Raw genomic sequence first — 13371 nt, 5'->3', positions numbered from 1 at the left:
TTAGACTCTATTTTAAAATAATTCTACGCTTATGTTAATTCGCTTAAAAAGAGAACAAAGCATGTTAGAAACTATATCTCAAAATATTCGCTCACTTGGCTCTGTATTGGGTAAAACCATTGCCAACGACAAAGGGCAACGTTGGTTAGAAAATGTTGAACGTGTGCGCGTACTCGCTAAAGACGGCGTAGCGCAAGATGCTTTAGCTATTAATGAGCTACAAACTTTATTTGAATCTTGTGATGAGCAAGACCTGTTAATTTATGGTCGTGCTTTTAGCCAATTTTTGAATTTGGCAAATATTGCCGAACAACAACATACCACGAGTGAACAAGGCTTGGCAGAGCTTGATTTACCGCACCCGTTAGCTTCTTTAAAAGAGCAGGTTAGTGGTTGTACGCCTGAGGCATTTTTATCAGCGATTAACAAACTTCATATTGAACTTGTATTAACCGCGCATCCAACAGAAGTAAATCGTCGTACTTTTATACATAAATATCACGAAGTTGCTGAAGAGCTCGCGCAATCAGGTGCAGCGCTAAATGGCCGAATTGAAGAGCTAATTGAACAAGCATGGCACACAAGCGAAATACGCTCGCAACGTCCAACTCCATTGGATGAGTCGCGCTGGGGCTTAGATGCTATTCGCGATAGCTTATGGTTTGCTGTTCCGACTTTTGTGCGTGAACTTGACGAACTTTGCCAAGCGGTTACGGGCCAAGCTCTACCGTTAGATGCTACACCAATTACTATGGCAAGTTGGATGGCAGGGGATCGCGACGGTAATCCCTTTGTAACAGCGAAACTCAGTAAACAAGCTATTATCAATGCAAGGCTATTAGCAGCAGAGCTGTATTTAATTGATTTTCAAAACCTCTACCTTGAACTATCGATGAACAAAGCCAGTGACGAGTTAATCGCAGCTGATACTGATAATATTGGTCCTTATCGCCATATTTTAAAGCAAACTATTGCTCAATTAGAAGCTAGTGTTACAACCTTGAAAAATAATGAAACCCAAGGTGTTATTGCTAGCCCAGAAGACTTACTTAAACCTTTAGTTATTTGTCGAGAAAGTTTACTGGCTGCAGGGTTAGAACGAGCCGCCAACTCAATGTTGTTAGATGTTATTCGAAAAGTACATTGTTTTGGTATTTCGTTGGTTAAACTCGATGTTCGCCAACACAGTGAGTTTCATGATCAAGCTATCTCAGAAATTACTCAAAGCTTAGGGTTAGGAGATTACTTGACGTGGAATGAACAAAAACGTTGTGAATTTCTTCAGCAAGAGCTTAATAATCCAAGACCATTATTGCCAAATGTAGCATGGAGTGAACAAACGCAAGAAGTGCTAGATACTTTTGCTTTTATTGCTGAGCAACCCAAAGAAGTTTTAGGTATTTATATTATTTCAATGGCCAGTGAGCAAAGTGATGTGCTAACGGTTAATTTGTTAATGAAGGCCACAGGAATAACTTGGCAAATGCCGATTGCACCTTTGTTTGAAACCTTGGATGATTTAAACCGTGCCGCTGGCGTTATTGATAAATTATTAAGCGATAAGGTTTATACGAAACGCACACATGGCGCGCAACACGTTATGATAGGCTACAGTGATTCAGCAAAAGATGCCGGTGTGCTAGCTGCTGCTTGGGCACAATATCAAGCGCAAGAAGCCTTGGTGGCTGCTGCGAAAAGCCATAATATAACCCTAAAACTATTCCATGGCCGTGGCGGTACTATCGGTCGTGGCGGCGGGCCAGCGCATGCAGCTATAGCGTCTCAGCCTCCAGGCACATTAGAAGGTGGCTTAAGAGTTACAGAGCAGGGCGAAACTATACGTTTTAAGTTCGGTTTACCTAACTTGGCCGTTCGTAGTTTACATTTATATGCCAGTGCCATATTAGCAAGCTTAGTTAAGCCACAACCATCGCCTAAAGATACATGGCGTAATGCCATGGAAGATATGGCAAAAAGTAGCTGTGAAATATATCGTAACTACGTTTGTGAGCAAGACGACTTTGTTACCTATTTTAGACAAGCCACACCAGAGCAAGAGTTGTCATCTTTACCTTTAGGCTCTCGACCGAGCAAACGAAAATCTGACGGTGGCATTGAATCGCTACGCGCAATTCCTTGGATATTTGCTTGGAGCCAAAATAGATTAGTTGTGCCAAGCTGGCTAGGTTTTGGTGAAGCGCTTGCAAATGCTGATGCCGAGCACCAAAACACCATTAAAGATATGCTTGAAAACTGGCCTTATTTTAGAGCGCGTATATCCTTGACTGAAATGGTGTATTTAAAGTCAGATATTAATATCTCTAAACTTTATGACCAGAGCTTAGTTGAGAGTGAATTAATGCCAATGGGAGAAGGGCTTAGAACACAATTAACCGCTGATAGAAAAACGGTACTCGAGCTGCTAGGCCAAACAGAGTCTCTTGAAAGCGACCCGTGGAATTTAGCCTCTTTTAACTTACGCCGACCGTACCTTTTACCACTACATTTATTGCAAATAGAAGCGTTAAAACGCTTACGTAAACAGCCTGAACATCCTGTTTGTGAGCAACTATTAATGGTAAGTATGACAGGAATCGCAACCGGAATGCGTACCACCGGTTAACAGTTGGCTTTATAAAACAACGGTTTTCCTAGCAATATTAAGAAAGCAATGAAGAAATGAGATGAGAAGCAGCCTAAGTTTGGCTGCTTTTTTTTGTTAAAAACCTCTAAAGCTAATGGGGATTTTGCTTGAGCTTAGCCGTTATAAGGTTACTCGTTTGTTCCGTTTGAAGTGCTTGCTAGCCTTTGATACAACCACTCGCCATTTGATTGGCATGTGCCTGCTCAATTAATTCAGCAAATATTTCTTTATTTTCCCCATCATATAATATTGTAAAACCATCATCAGAAACTGTGTTTTCAGGCGACTGAATAAACGCGAGTTTTTTATTACAATCAAGTGAACTAACATCACTTTTTAAAGAGGGTGATGTAGCCGCACATCCAACAGTTATTGAAACCACCAAAAACAAAAAAATGCTTTTTATAAACACTAAATTCAATTTAAATATCCTTACTTTAACTAAAAGAACAACATCTTTCTAAGAGATAAAAACCAACTGTTTATTGTCCTTTAAAATGCCTTATATTTAAGGTGAAACAACAACAACTTCCACTTCTAATAAGTGTGACTTACTCCAAAGCCTTTTAACTTCTACCCAACTTGAAGAAGGATATTTACCATTAAAATGAGCTTTACGTGTTGGAATAGCTAACTTCAGTGCTTCAATATCCGTTGTGAATATAACTTCCTTTACAATAGCATCGGTTCCAACATCATAATCAGCTAATATTTTTTTTATGATCGTGTAAATATCGTCTACTTGCTCGACAAAAGTTTCTTTTTCGCTGGTAATGCCTGAAATATATAAAGTTTTATTACTTTTCACTACTTGAGAATAGCCAGTGTCATTCTCTCAAGGAAAATAATTCTTTCTTTCAATAACTTGGTTCCCTGTGGTACAACCGAACAAAAACAGGGCACAAAATAAAGGTAATGATTTTTTTATGAAATTTAGCAATTTAAGCTCCAATAATGAAAAGTAAATACCAGCGTCGTTCTCTGTTAGGTTTTATTGCCACACTTTATTTGCTTTTCCCCAAAATGATAAACATTATTAACCGCTACGTATACGCTTGAGACAACTGCTGATGATGGCATAGTAATAATGGATAAAAATTCATCATTCCATTTATAAAAGCTAGTGTCACCTTTCATTAAATTAACCACTTTCAGAGTTTTCTTATCTGTAGATAAGCCACATTGATATTGTTGAGAATTATCCACTTCTGGAACAACAACACAGCCTGTAACTAACATTGAGCATGTGAGAACGATTATTTTATTTAACATCAAACTATCCTTTTCGATAAATGTAGAGATTAAAATCTCTAAGAAAACTAACCAGGCTGTAGAGTTTCTCTTTTAGAAAAAACAGCCTTAAAATTTAAGGTGATTGCACTGATTAATTACTTTTAACACCAAGCTTGCCAATTTCTATTTTAGATCTTTCTTCGATGTAATCATCAAGTTCTAATTTAAGGTTAATTGAATGAATTTGCCATTCATCTTTAGCCTTATAAAATTCCAAGTATATTAATGCTGGCTGGCGGTCGTACTTTAATACATACCAACGTGATATGAATGTACCTTCTATGCCTTGTTCGTATATTAACTCCTGAGAGTGGAACTTGCCCAGAACGTTTAAATAACCAAAAAATTGACTGTCTGATTGAGCTAGGTCAGCTTTACTTATGTAATCACTGATAGAGCTATTTTCTAGCGCTTTGCTAGCCACACTATTGATTTTGTTTTCTTCAAATAAAGCCAAAACAGGTTTAGCTAAGTTGTCTATTTCTTTTTTGTCATTCGCATTACACACGAATGACATAATTAAAGTTAACGATATTAGTAGATATTTCAATGTTCTCTCCTTGAAAGCTAAGGCACAAATAACAGACTAAGTAATGGTTGGCTAAAGTTGTGTAGCGTAGCGAAACGTAGCTAACAGTTACGTGTCCTTGTTTATTTTTTTTATATGTAAACTACACTGTAGTTTACATATAAAAATTTGAAACCATATCACTTTTTAATTTTAAAATCATAATATAAACAAGATTAAGCCGCGGTGTCATTCACTTACTGTACCTATTAAAGTCGCATTGGCAATTTAAGATGAGTGTTATGATTAATTGGCTGTAGGTGCAACCTAGATTTACTTGTCAGGTAAACTTTTCAATTAGCTCGCCTAATACAGGTAAAACCGAAATAATTAGTAGGCTTGCCATCGTTAAATTAAATACTTTCTGATTAGCTTTGGTATTTAAATACTTTTTTAGCCATGAGCCAAAAATTAGCCAAATACCTACACTAGGAAATGATAAAACTAAAAAAGTGCTAGCAACCAAAGCCACTTGAACTAAGTGCTCATCGCCTGAAGTCGTAAATGCAGCAACTGCACCAGTTGCAACAATCCAAGCTTTTGCGTTAACCCATTGAAACAACGCACCGTTAAGAAAAGTTAGCGGCTTTTGTTGCTCTTTTGATTTGAAGCTATTGCTTGAACCCGCAATAATCCAAGCTAAATAAAGTAAGTAACCAACGCCAATGATTTTAATCATTGTGTTAAGGTTTGGAAAAACCTCAAATATTTGCCCAAAACCGATACCAACTAATAACAGCATTAAAGCAAACCCAACGCATATGCCACAAAAAACAGGTAAGCTTTTTTTAACACCAAAGTTAACCCCTGATGTCATTACTAATATGTTATTTGGACCCGGCGTCGCAGAAGATGCGATTGTAAATAATACGAGTGAGTATATGTATTCCATCACTTCCTCTATGTTTGAGAATTAGCCTGTTTGCCCACAGACTCTTTAAGGTTTTTCGCTTTTTATGTAATCCAAGTACTCTAACTGGATCATTTTACTTTAACAATCATAAACGTTTTGGTATTTATTTTGGGCCGAGGCGTATTATGAACAACAAAAAAGTAAAGGAAAGCCACATAACACTATCATAAGAGCACTGGCTTTTAAGTGGATAAGAATATTATTTCGGTGTTGGAAAACAAAGACAGCGTATGATGAATCAACGTACTTATCGGCCTTAAAAAGCAAAGGCTCGCCGCTATTAAAATATGCGGTGGAAAACAAGTCTTAATGCTTGCGGTCCACCTCAGGGCGTGCTGCTACGTGAATTTTGAGGCAATACTCCACTAAAAAGTGAACTTTAAAGGCTGTATGAACACAAAAACCATCCTTCATTTTATACTTTGGGGTAATTCTACAGCCTCTACGCCTCGTTAACAGACAATAAATAGTTGTCTATAATGTGTGAGGCACTATCGCAGCCAACGGTTTTATGTCCTGTAGAATTTCTTGTATGCTCTTTACAATACGCATCGGAATGCGCATACTAAATTTAATGATTACTTGGAGACATATTATGCAAGAATTATACGATTTTAACGCCCCAAAAAAAGCAACAAATCTTAGCCTAAATAGCGACTTACTAAAGAAAACCAGAGCTCTTAACATTAATTTATCTGCAACTTTAGAGCAAGCATTAAAAGATAAATTAAAAAATATTGAAGCTAACAAGTGGGTAAAAGAAAATAAAAATGCCATACAGGCCTACAATGACTTTGTAGATGATAATGGGTGTTTTGGTGATGAATTTAGAGAATTTTAATGTCGCAATTTGATGTATATATAAATCCAAGTAAAAAAAGCCGTGACGCATACCCTTATATTATTGATATACAAAATGCATTAATTAGCAATATTATAACAAGAATTGTGATCCCTTTAGGAAAACTCTCTCATTTTAGAAATGAGCAAATGGATGGATTAACTCCTTTGATTGAGTATGAAAAGGAACAATATATTTTACTCACACCTCAGATTGCTTCAATGCCAGCCAAATTACTCAAAGATCCTGTTGGCTCAGTTGAATCATTAAGAGACGAAATTATTGCAGCAATCGACCTTGCCATTACGGGCATATAGCAACCATTTAACAGGAAAAAATGTTGGTTAAAATAAGTGAACGTAGTGAACAAAAAGCCAAATGTTTATTTCTTGTTTAATTTCTTAGATGTTTATACACCAACCATCTGAATTCTTGAAATAAATAACAAACACCAAGCAATATATATAATGATATTTCTCAGGCCTTTTTGCACTAGCACATAACGAGGCTGTAGAATTTCTCTTTTAGAAAAATCAGCCTCAAAATTTATTAAAAGTTAGGCCTCAAATTGCGTTGCTAGGTGAATTCTGAGGTAATATTCCACTATAAAGTGAAACTTTAAAGGCTGTATGAAAACAAAAGTCGTACGTCATTTTTTACTTTGGAATAATCCTAAAGTCTCAACGCCTCTTAGTGACTTGTTATAACGATTTTACCCGAAGCTTTTCTATAATTTGGGATGAGTGTCTGTTAATTTGTTTCAAATAAGGCCAAAACAGGCTTAGCTAAGTTGTCTATTTCTTTTTTGTCATTCGCATTACACACGAATGACATAATTAAAGTTAACGATATTAGTAGATATTTCAATGTTCTCTCCTTGAAAGCTAACGCACAAATAACAGACTAAGTAATGGTTGGCTAAAGTTGTGTAGCGTAGCAAAACGTAGCTAACTGTTACGTGTCTTTATTGATTTTCTTAGCTATACATTCACTCCATCTTGAAATCTAGCCGAACCGTTAAGTCCTGTTGAACAACAGCCTTACCATTTTCTACTTTAGGTGTGTACTTCCAATTTGAGAGAGCTTTAATTGCTGCTTTAACAAAAATACGTTCAGGAGCTGATTTTAAAACTTTAATATTTATTGGCTCACCACTTTCGCTGATATCGAAGCTCATTTTGACAAAGCCTCCGATTTTATTGCGAGCCGCATGAATTGGGTAGGTTGGATTTTCCGTTTCTAACAATGACGCATTAGATCTATCAGGCAAGGGAGTTGAAGAACAACTAGAAATTAAAATTAGTGATATGAATACCAAAGTAGCGTGAGTCATGAAAATCCTTTTTGTATAGCTAACGAGGCTTTAGAATTTCTCTTTTAGAAAAAAACACCCTCAAAATTTATTAAAATTAAGCCTCAAATTGCATTGCTACGTGAATTCTGAGGCAATACTCCACTAGAAAGTGAAACTTTAAAGGCTGTACGAACATAAAAATCATACGGAATTTTTCAGTTTGGAGAAATTCTACAGCCTCAACGCCTCGTTAAGAGGCATATAATATGTTGGTTAAAATAAGCGACACAGGAGCAAAAACCAACTGTTTTTTGACCTTTTGAGTGACTTATTATGTACCAGTGCGCTATACTGTACCAATTAACGTACATGAACGCTTTGGAGTTACCAATGGATGCAATAAGTTATACAGCCGCTAGAGCAAATTTAGCAAATACAATGGCGAATGTCTGTAATGATCACGCACCAATTATTATTACACGTAAAAGTGAAGCTCCCGTTGTTATGATGTCGTTAGAAGATTATAACGCCATGCAAGAAACTACATATTTACTAAGATCCCCAGCAAATGCTAAAAGCCTTTTAGATTCCATTGCCGAGCTTGAAGCTGGTAATGGAACTGAAAGAGAGCTTATTGAATGAAACTAACATTCTCAACAAAAGCTTGGGAACAATACCTTTATTGGCAAACTACCGATAAAAAAATACTTAAACGTATTAATTTACTCATTAAAGATATTCAAAGAACTCCTCAAGAAGGTATTGGCAAACCAGAGCCTTTAAAGCATGGGTTATCTGGGTATTGGTCACGACGCATAAACGATGAGCATAGGATCGTTTATAAACATCAAGGTGACGCTATTCTAATTGCGCAACTGCGATACCATTACGGCACATAACGAGGCTGTAGAATTTCTCTTTTAGAAACTCAGCCTCAAAATTTATCAAAAGTTAAGCCTCAAATTGCGTTGCTACGTGAATTCTGAGTCAATATTCCACTAGAAAGTGAACTTTAAAGGCTGTAAGAACATCAATATTATCCGCCATTTTTTACTTTGGAGTAATTCTACAGCCTCAACGCCTAAATAACAGGCTAAGTAATGGTTGGCTAAAATGGTGTAGCGAAGCGAAACGTAGCCAACTGTTACGTGTCCTTGTTGATTTTCTTGGTACGCCCAGCATGGGCATGAACTAATGAGGTGAAAGTCCTCTGTAGGAAGATCACCGTTTAAGTAACTTATTGTTATTAAACGCTAACTACTAGCGAATGGCAAGGGCTTTTCCCTGAGGAATGGTCTGAAGGAAGCCGCTAGCAAACTTGCGAGCTGATGAACAAGAACATCATATGAGGCGTAGACTAGAGGTGAGTTAGCCAAGCATAACGAAACCACGTGATCTAATGGTCACCGTAAATGATGCAGCAGTGCAAAGAAAGTGCATGCTCTTATCTGGGGAGATCTGCTTAACACGCGATCGGTAAATCACCAGTAAGGCGCTGGTATATAAGTGCCTTGGCTTCGTCGAGGGTATCGATGGCGAAGAGCGAACTAGATACAAACCGATAGCGCATGTCTAGGTAACTAGGCATGTGATTAAGTAGAAGTCAGCAAACGGCATAGTAGCCAAACGGCCATCGTAATGGTTGGGACACGGTGAAGGCCTGAACATTAACTAAAGGAGGAACATTTATGCATTTGAATACATCGACATTGCCGTCAGGCAATGATGTTATTGAGCATGGCATATTAACACCAGCCTTACATGAAAATCTCATCGATAAACTGTTAACACCTGCCAATTTAGCTAGCGCTTGGAAACGAGTCAAAGCCAATAAAGGCAGTGCCGGTATTGACGGAATGACGATAGATGATTTTCCCGCTTTTGCTAACGCAAACTGGGAGAACATCAAAACACAAATTACTCAAGGAACTTACCGCCCTGGCCCAGTGCTACGGGTCAACATCCCCAAGCCTGATGGTGGCTCGCGAGGTTTAGGTATTCCTACCGTACTCGATAGGTTTATCCAACAAGCGATCCACCAAGTGCTCAACCCAATATTCGACCCGCATTTTTCACCTTATAGTTTTGGTTTTCGCCCAAACTGCAATGCAGCGAAAGCGGTAAAACACCTGCAAACGGGCGTTAAATCTGGTCGTAAAATAGCCGTTGATATCGATTTATCAAAATTTTTTTGATCGTGTTAATCATGACTTACTCATGCATAAAATAGGGTTAAAAGTAAAAGATAAGGTATTAATGACATTGATTGGACGGTACTTACGGGCAAGGATCGTTGAACACGGTAAACGAGTAAAGCCAACTCAAGGCGTGCCACAAGGTGGGCCATTGTCACCGTTACTTTCTAATATCATGCTCGATGAGCTTGATGAAACGTTAGTCAAACGGGGACATCATTTCGCCCGATATGCGGACGATTTCACCATTTTGGTGAAAAGTAAGCGTGCTGGTGAACGCGTTTAGCGAGCATGAGCTTGTTTATACAGCAAACACTCAAACTAGTTGTTAACGAGAAGAAAAGTCGTGTAGGCGCGGTAAAAGAAACCAAGTTTTTAGGTTTTGGTTTCAAATACGGGCGCATCAACATACATGACAATTCATTGCAGCGATTTAAACACCGCGTGCGCACTTTAACAAATAGAAATTGGGGCATTGCGATGAATAAGCAAATAGCTAGCCTTAGCCGATACCTGCGAGGATGGGGTAATTACTTCCTCATTGCCAATGGTTATCAGTTATGTGTGGATTTAGATCAATGGCTCCGCCGAAGAATACGCATGTGTTATTGGCGACAATGGCGAAAGCCAAGAACCAAAGTGAATAATCTATTAAAACGCGGTGTTCCACTCGCATTAGCGGTGAGCTGTGGAGCGACAAGAAAAGGTGTTTGGCGTAGTGCGAAAACCAAAGGAATAAACTTAGCATTAAGCAACGAATATTTAGCTAAGGCAGGTTTAGTGTCAATAAGGGATATCTGGATTAAAATCCATCATGGTTAATGAACCGCCCTGTGCGGAGCCGCATGCAGGGTGGTGTGGGGGCTGGAGGAGAGAAACCTCCGGCTACCCGATTTATGTATCAATTACTCATAAACTCAATTGCTAGCTGAAAAGACCGTTTGAATAGATCGAATAAATGCTTTCCTTTCGCAGTGTCTAGACTTAGAGCTATTGATATACTCATAATTGTAGATATAGCAACACCTTGCCAATCAACTTTATTCAAACGCTCAGTAGAATCAGATAAATATTTTAAACGATCTTCAATAGAATTTAATTGTTCCTCTGTTGGCTTATATTCTTCGATTAACATTGATTTAAACTGCAATAATGCACGTTCAATCTTATCTTTTTCTATTCGATTAAATTGATCAGCATTTCTATCAACTAAAGGATCAGTTTCAAACAGTGGTTTACCCTGTAGTTCACTCCATAAATCAGGAACTTCCATCTCAACTTGGTATTCTTTAACATGATTATTTAGCCACCAAATGAATTTATCATAACAAAATTCAAAATCTCCCCAATCTCTGTCAGGTTCATACTCAGAACGACTGAAGTCAGGAGAGAAGTTAATATAACGACAATCATAAGAGTGATAATCATCTGGATTTGTTCTTATCATAAAAAATAATGGTGAATTAACAAGTTGAAATATTGCGGCTTGAGAGCCATCAACATTCTTTTCATGTTTTTTAAATTGCTCAACATCAAAGCCTTCTTCATGAATTACTTCGAGTATTTTATTCTTATACTTTTTAAGCACGAACCTCACCTTTGATATATAACGAGCCTGTAGAATTTCTCTTTTTGAGAAAACAGCCTCAAAATTTATTAAAAATTAAGCCTCAAATTACGTTGCTACGTGAAACCTGAGGCAATATCCAACTAGAAAATGACTTTTAACGGCTGTATGAACACAAAAATGGCCCTCCATTTTCTACTTTGGAGTAATTCTACACCCTCAACGCACTAATAATAGGCAAAAAACTGTTGGCTAAAATGTTGAGGAACGAAAACAGCCAACTGTTTTTTGTCCTTATTAATTAGCTTGTTAGGTGCGAAATGGCAGAGGATATTTTAGTGTAATTTTCTCTGTACTTATTTCTCGTGAACCAAACCTTGGATCGAAGAAATACCAAATATTAAATTTCCTCTCACTATTCCAAGTGTCGTGCTTAAGGTTATCCCACCCCAAATACGAAGCAATATTATTTGCTACTGCCAATTTAGCAGGTGAAGATGCTTTACCTTGAAATGCACTCATTACAGCACCCAATAAAAAATCTGCTATTTGGATATGCTCAGAATCCTTAGAGTCTTTTGTAACTACACTTTTAATTAGTGCTTCGCCGCCAAGTTCCTTTTTTAACATGCTATTTGCTATTTTATGAAAAGCTTCATCTGCTTTTTTATATCTTGATGGTAGAGGATCGACTTCAATTCTAAATTCACATTCACGATTAGGGTGAGCTTTTAACACGGCTTTAATTTTCGCAGAAATCAGCTGTGTGAAGTGTTTTCTCATTGCTAAATCGTAATCACCATCATGAAAAGATTTGTCGACCATACCCTTTCTAATAACAATACAATGGAATGCTAACCAAGAATTTTTAAAGAACATATCAATTAGTTCGGAATAAAACTCTGCATACCTTTTACTGTGCGCTTTTTGCCACTTGATTTCATCATGCATGCGATGCTTTTCACGAAGTTCACGGATTATTCGAGTGAAATCCCCTCGTCTTTGGTATTTCATCCACAGAGAGCCAAACCCATAATAGACTTGCCCATCAATACCTGATTCATCGCATCCAACATGCCAGATTAATTTACCAAGACTCATCCGTGACTCCTATAGCACCTAACGGGGCTGTAGAATTTCTATTTTAGAAAAAGCAGCCTCAAAATTTATTAAAAATTAAGCCTCAAATTGCGTTGCTACGTGTATTCTGAGGCAATACTCCACTAATAAGTGAACTTTAAAGGCTGTACTAAAACAAAAATCATACGCCATTTTTCAGTTTGGAGAAATTCTACAGCCTCAACGCCCTAATAATGGGCAAAAAATTGTTGGCTAAAATGTTGAGGAACGAAAACAGCCAACTGTTTTTTGTCCTTATTTATTAGCTTGTTATATAACGATTGCACTATAGCCTACTAAATTTTTTAGCTCTTTTCTTTACTATTTTCGCTAGCTTGGGAAAAGACGAGTGATCTCCTAGTAAAACTTGTTCAGCACACTCTTTTAGCAAGTTTGCCATTAGTGACAATTGCTCAATTTGATTCTTTTCAAAGTCCGAATCAGTTAAAGAACGCTCGGGACAGAAAACAGTGAGTACATCACCTAGGTCGAAGTTCTCAAACTTTCCAGTTGAACTACCGACCGCAATCCTAGAATTTAGTCCCCGATTAATTCCTTCAACTATTACTTTAGTTTTTGAGGTAATAAAATTAACAGAGTAATTATTATCAAATTTACCTAAAGCTTGCTCTTGGAACCCGTATGAATCTATTAAAAAGGAGAATGATTTTCTTGCGTGGTCTTTGAAAATGCTTGGACTACTCATAACTCTCCTTAGTTATATAACAGCGTATTAGACAGATCAAATCCGCCTTTCCACAAGCGAAAAACCCATCTAATGAATATTTATTCAAATCAATATACATAACTTAATTTTTACATTCAATTACTTATTATCAACCATTGAATACACCGGTGTAGAAAGGCAGATTAAATCTGCCTTTCTACAATAAAGCGGGAAATACACAGGTTACTGGGTGTGAATACAGCGGCTAGG

General features: G+C 37.4%; 16 protein-coding genes and 2 pseudogenes. 9 read left to right on the top strand and 9 right to left on the bottom strand.

Annotated elements, in window-relative coordinates:
* Nucleotides 1-61: 61 nt before the first annotated feature.
* Nucleotides 62-2623: a phosphoenolpyruvate carboxylase gene (gene ppc, locus AC27H3_RS07555; protein WP_487105005.1), complete on the top strand. Its 2562-nt coding sequence runs from the start codon at nt 62-64 to the stop codon at nt 2621-2623.
* A gap of 178 nt (nt 2624-2801) precedes the next feature.
* Here ppc and AC27H3_RS07550 read toward each other — a convergent pair whose 3' ends face one another.
* The 5 genes and pseudogenes from AC27H3_RS07550 to AC27H3_RS07530 all read right to left on the bottom strand — a co-directional run bounded on the left by AC27H3_RS07550 (nt 2802) and on the right by AC27H3_RS07530 (nt 5397).
* Entirely contained in the window at nt 2802-3065 is a 264-nt protein-coding gene (locus AC27H3_RS07550; RefSeq protein WP_085304637.1) for a hypothetical protein, read from the bottom strand.
* Between the two features lie 87 nt (nt 3066-3152).
* Nucleotides 3153-3458, bottom strand: a pseudogene (locus AC27H3_RS07545) (RidA family protein); the annotation flags it as partial.
* Between the two features lie 170 nt (nt 3459-3628).
* The gene (locus AC27H3_RS07540) at nt 3629-3916 is read right to left on the bottom strand and encodes a hypothetical protein (RefSeq protein WP_487105003.1); all 288 of its coding nucleotides are present in this window, start codon (nt 3914-3916) and stop codon (nt 3629-3631) included.
* 112 nt (nt 3917-4028) lie between these two features.
* Entirely contained in the window at nt 4029-4487 is a 459-nt protein-coding gene (locus tag AC27H3_RS07535) for a hypothetical protein (protein WP_487105001.1), read from the bottom strand.
* 298 nt (nt 4488-4785) lie between these two features.
* On the bottom strand, nt 4786-5397 hold the full coding sequence (locus tag AC27H3_RS07530; RefSeq protein WP_487104999.1) for a LysE family translocator: 612 nt from the start codon (nt 5395-5397) through the stop codon (nt 4786-4788).
* A 127-nt stretch (nt 5398-5524) separates the two neighbouring features.
* Here AC27H3_RS07530 and AC27H3_RS07525 point away from each other — a divergent pair.
* The 3 genes and pseudogenes from AC27H3_RS07525 to AC27H3_RS07515 all read left to right on the top strand — a co-directional run.
* A pseudogene (locus AC27H3_RS07525) lies at nt 5525-5728 on the top strand (IS110 family transposase); the annotation flags it as partial.
* A 285-nt stretch (nt 5729-6013) separates the two neighbouring features.
* Nucleotides 6014-6259 carry a type II toxin-antitoxin system CcdA family antitoxin gene (locus AC27H3_RS07520; RefSeq protein ID WP_487104997.1) on the top strand — a complete coding sequence of 82 codons (246 nt, stop codon included), beginning with the start codon at nt 6014-6016 and terminating at the stop codon, nt 6257-6259.
* Nucleotides 6259-6576, top strand: a complete 318-nt coding sequence (locus tag AC27H3_RS07515) for a CcdB family protein (protein ID WP_487104995.1) — start codon at nt 6259-6261, stop codon at nt 6574-6576. Before AC27H3_RS07520 ends, AC27H3_RS07515 begins: the two co-directional genes overlap by 1 nt.
* A gap of 671 nt (nt 6577-7247) precedes the next feature.
* Here AC27H3_RS07515 and AC27H3_RS07510 read toward each other — a convergent pair.
* Nucleotides 7248-7592 carry an energy transducer TonB gene (locus tag AC27H3_RS07510; protein ID WP_487104993.1) on the bottom strand — a complete coding sequence of 115 codons (345 nt, stop codon included), beginning with the start codon at nt 7590-7592 and terminating at the stop codon, nt 7248-7250.
* A gap of 351 nt (nt 7593-7943) precedes the next feature.
* On the opposite strand from AC27H3_RS07510, the gene AC27H3_RS07505 reads away from it, so the two are divergent.
* From AC27H3_RS07505 to AC27H3_RS07485, 5 genes are all read left to right on the top strand, one after another.
* The gene (locus tag AC27H3_RS07505) at nt 7944-8195 is read left to right on the top strand and encodes a type II toxin-antitoxin system Phd/YefM family antitoxin (protein ID WP_085304622.1); all 252 of its coding nucleotides are present in this window, start codon (nt 7944-7946) and stop codon (nt 8193-8195) included.
* On the top strand, nt 8192-8452 hold the full coding sequence (locus AC27H3_RS07500; protein ID WP_487104990.1) for a Txe/YoeB family addiction module toxin: 261 nt from the start codon (nt 8192-8194) through the stop codon (nt 8450-8452). The genes AC27H3_RS07505 and AC27H3_RS07500 overlap by 4 nt, the downstream gene beginning before the upstream one ends.
* 789 nt (nt 8453-9241) lie before the next feature.
* The gene (locus tag AC27H3_RS07495; RefSeq protein ID WP_487104988.1) at nt 9242-9748 is read left to right on the top strand and encodes a reverse transcriptase domain-containing protein; all 507 of its coding nucleotides are present in this window, start codon (nt 9242-9244) and stop codon (nt 9746-9748) included.
* Nucleotides 9749-9770: 22 nt separating this feature from the next.
* A complete protein-coding gene (locus AC27H3_RS07490) occupies nt 9771-10034 on the top strand; it encodes a reverse transcriptase domain-containing protein (RefSeq protein WP_487104986.1) in 264 nt (87 codons plus the stop codon).
* 5 nt (nt 10035-10039) lie between these two features.
* Complete coding sequence (locus tag AC27H3_RS07485; protein ID WP_487104984.1) at nt 10040-10570, top strand: group II intron maturase-specific domain-containing protein; 531 nt, start codon at nt 10040-10042, stop codon at nt 10568-10570.
* 79 nt (nt 10571-10649) lie between these two features.
* Here AC27H3_RS07485 and AC27H3_RS07480 read toward each other — a convergent pair whose 3' ends face one another.
* The 3 genes from AC27H3_RS07480 to AC27H3_RS07470 form a co-directional block, all read right to left on the bottom strand.
* Complete coding sequence (locus AC27H3_RS07480) at nt 10650-11336, bottom strand: hypothetical protein (RefSeq protein WP_487104982.1); 687 nt, start codon at nt 11334-11336, stop codon at nt 10650-10652.
* 288 nt (nt 11337-11624) lie between these two features.
* Nucleotides 11625-12416: a DUF3800 domain-containing protein gene (locus AC27H3_RS07475; RefSeq protein WP_077343698.1), complete on the bottom strand. Its 792-nt coding sequence runs from the start codon at nt 12414-12416 to the stop codon at nt 11625-11627.
* Between the two features lie 304 nt (nt 12417-12720).
* A complete protein-coding gene (locus AC27H3_RS07470) occupies nt 12721-13140 on the bottom strand; it encodes a hypothetical protein (protein ID WP_487104980.1) in 420 nt (139 codons plus the stop codon).
* Nucleotides 13141-13371 lie beyond the last annotated feature (231 nt).

This window comes from Colwellia sp. NW0002-52-1 (assembly GCF_057550865.1).
This window is presented reverse-complemented; position numbering and strand designations above follow the sequence as displayed.

Coding starts and splice junctions, on each gene's coding strand:
- ppc (WP_487105005.1), top strand. CDS start 62: ATGTTAGAAACTATATCTCAAAATATTCGCTCACTTGGCTCTGTATTG.
- AC27H3_RS07540 (WP_487105003.1), bottom strand. CDS start 3,916: ATGTTAAATAAAATAATCGTTCTCACATGCTCAATGTTAGTTACAGGC.
- AC27H3_RS07530 (WP_487104999.1), bottom strand. CDS start 5,397: ATGGAATACATATACTCACTCGTATTATTTACAATCGCATCTTCTGCG.
- AC27H3_RS07520 (WP_487104997.1), top strand. CDS start 6,014: ATGCAAGAATTATACGATTTTAACGCCCCAAAAAAAGCAACAAATCTT.
- AC27H3_RS07515 (WP_487104995.1), top strand. CDS start 6,259: ATGTCGCAATTTGATGTATATATAAATCCAAGTAAAAAAAGCCGTGAC.
- AC27H3_RS07510 (WP_487104993.1), bottom strand. CDS start 7,592: ATGACTCACGCTACTTTGGTATTCATATCACTAATTTTAATTTCTAGT.
- AC27H3_RS07505 (WP_085304622.1), top strand. CDS start 7,944: ATGGATGCAATAAGTTATACAGCCGCTAGAGCAAATTTAGCAAATACA.
- AC27H3_RS07500 (WP_487104990.1), top strand. CDS start 8,192: ATGAAACTAACATTCTCAACAAAAGCTTGGGAACAATACCTTTATTGG.
- AC27H3_RS07495 (WP_487104988.1), top strand. CDS start 9,242: ATGCATTTGAATACATCGACATTGCCGTCAGGCAATGATGTTATTGAG.
- AC27H3_RS07490 (WP_487104986.1), top strand. CDS start 9,771: ATGCATAAAATAGGGTTAAAAGTAAAAGATAAGGTATTAATGACATTG.
- AC27H3_RS07485 (WP_487104984.1), top strand. CDS start 10,040: ATGAGCTTGTTTATACAGCAAACACTCAAACTAGTTGTTAACGAGAAG.
- AC27H3_RS07475 (WP_077343698.1), bottom strand. CDS start 12,416: ATGAGTCTTGGTAAATTAATCTGGCATGTTGGATGCGATGAATCAGGT.
- AC27H3_RS07470 (WP_487104980.1), bottom strand. CDS start 13,140: ATGAGTAGTCCAAGCATTTTCAAAGACCACGCAAGAAAATCATTCTCC.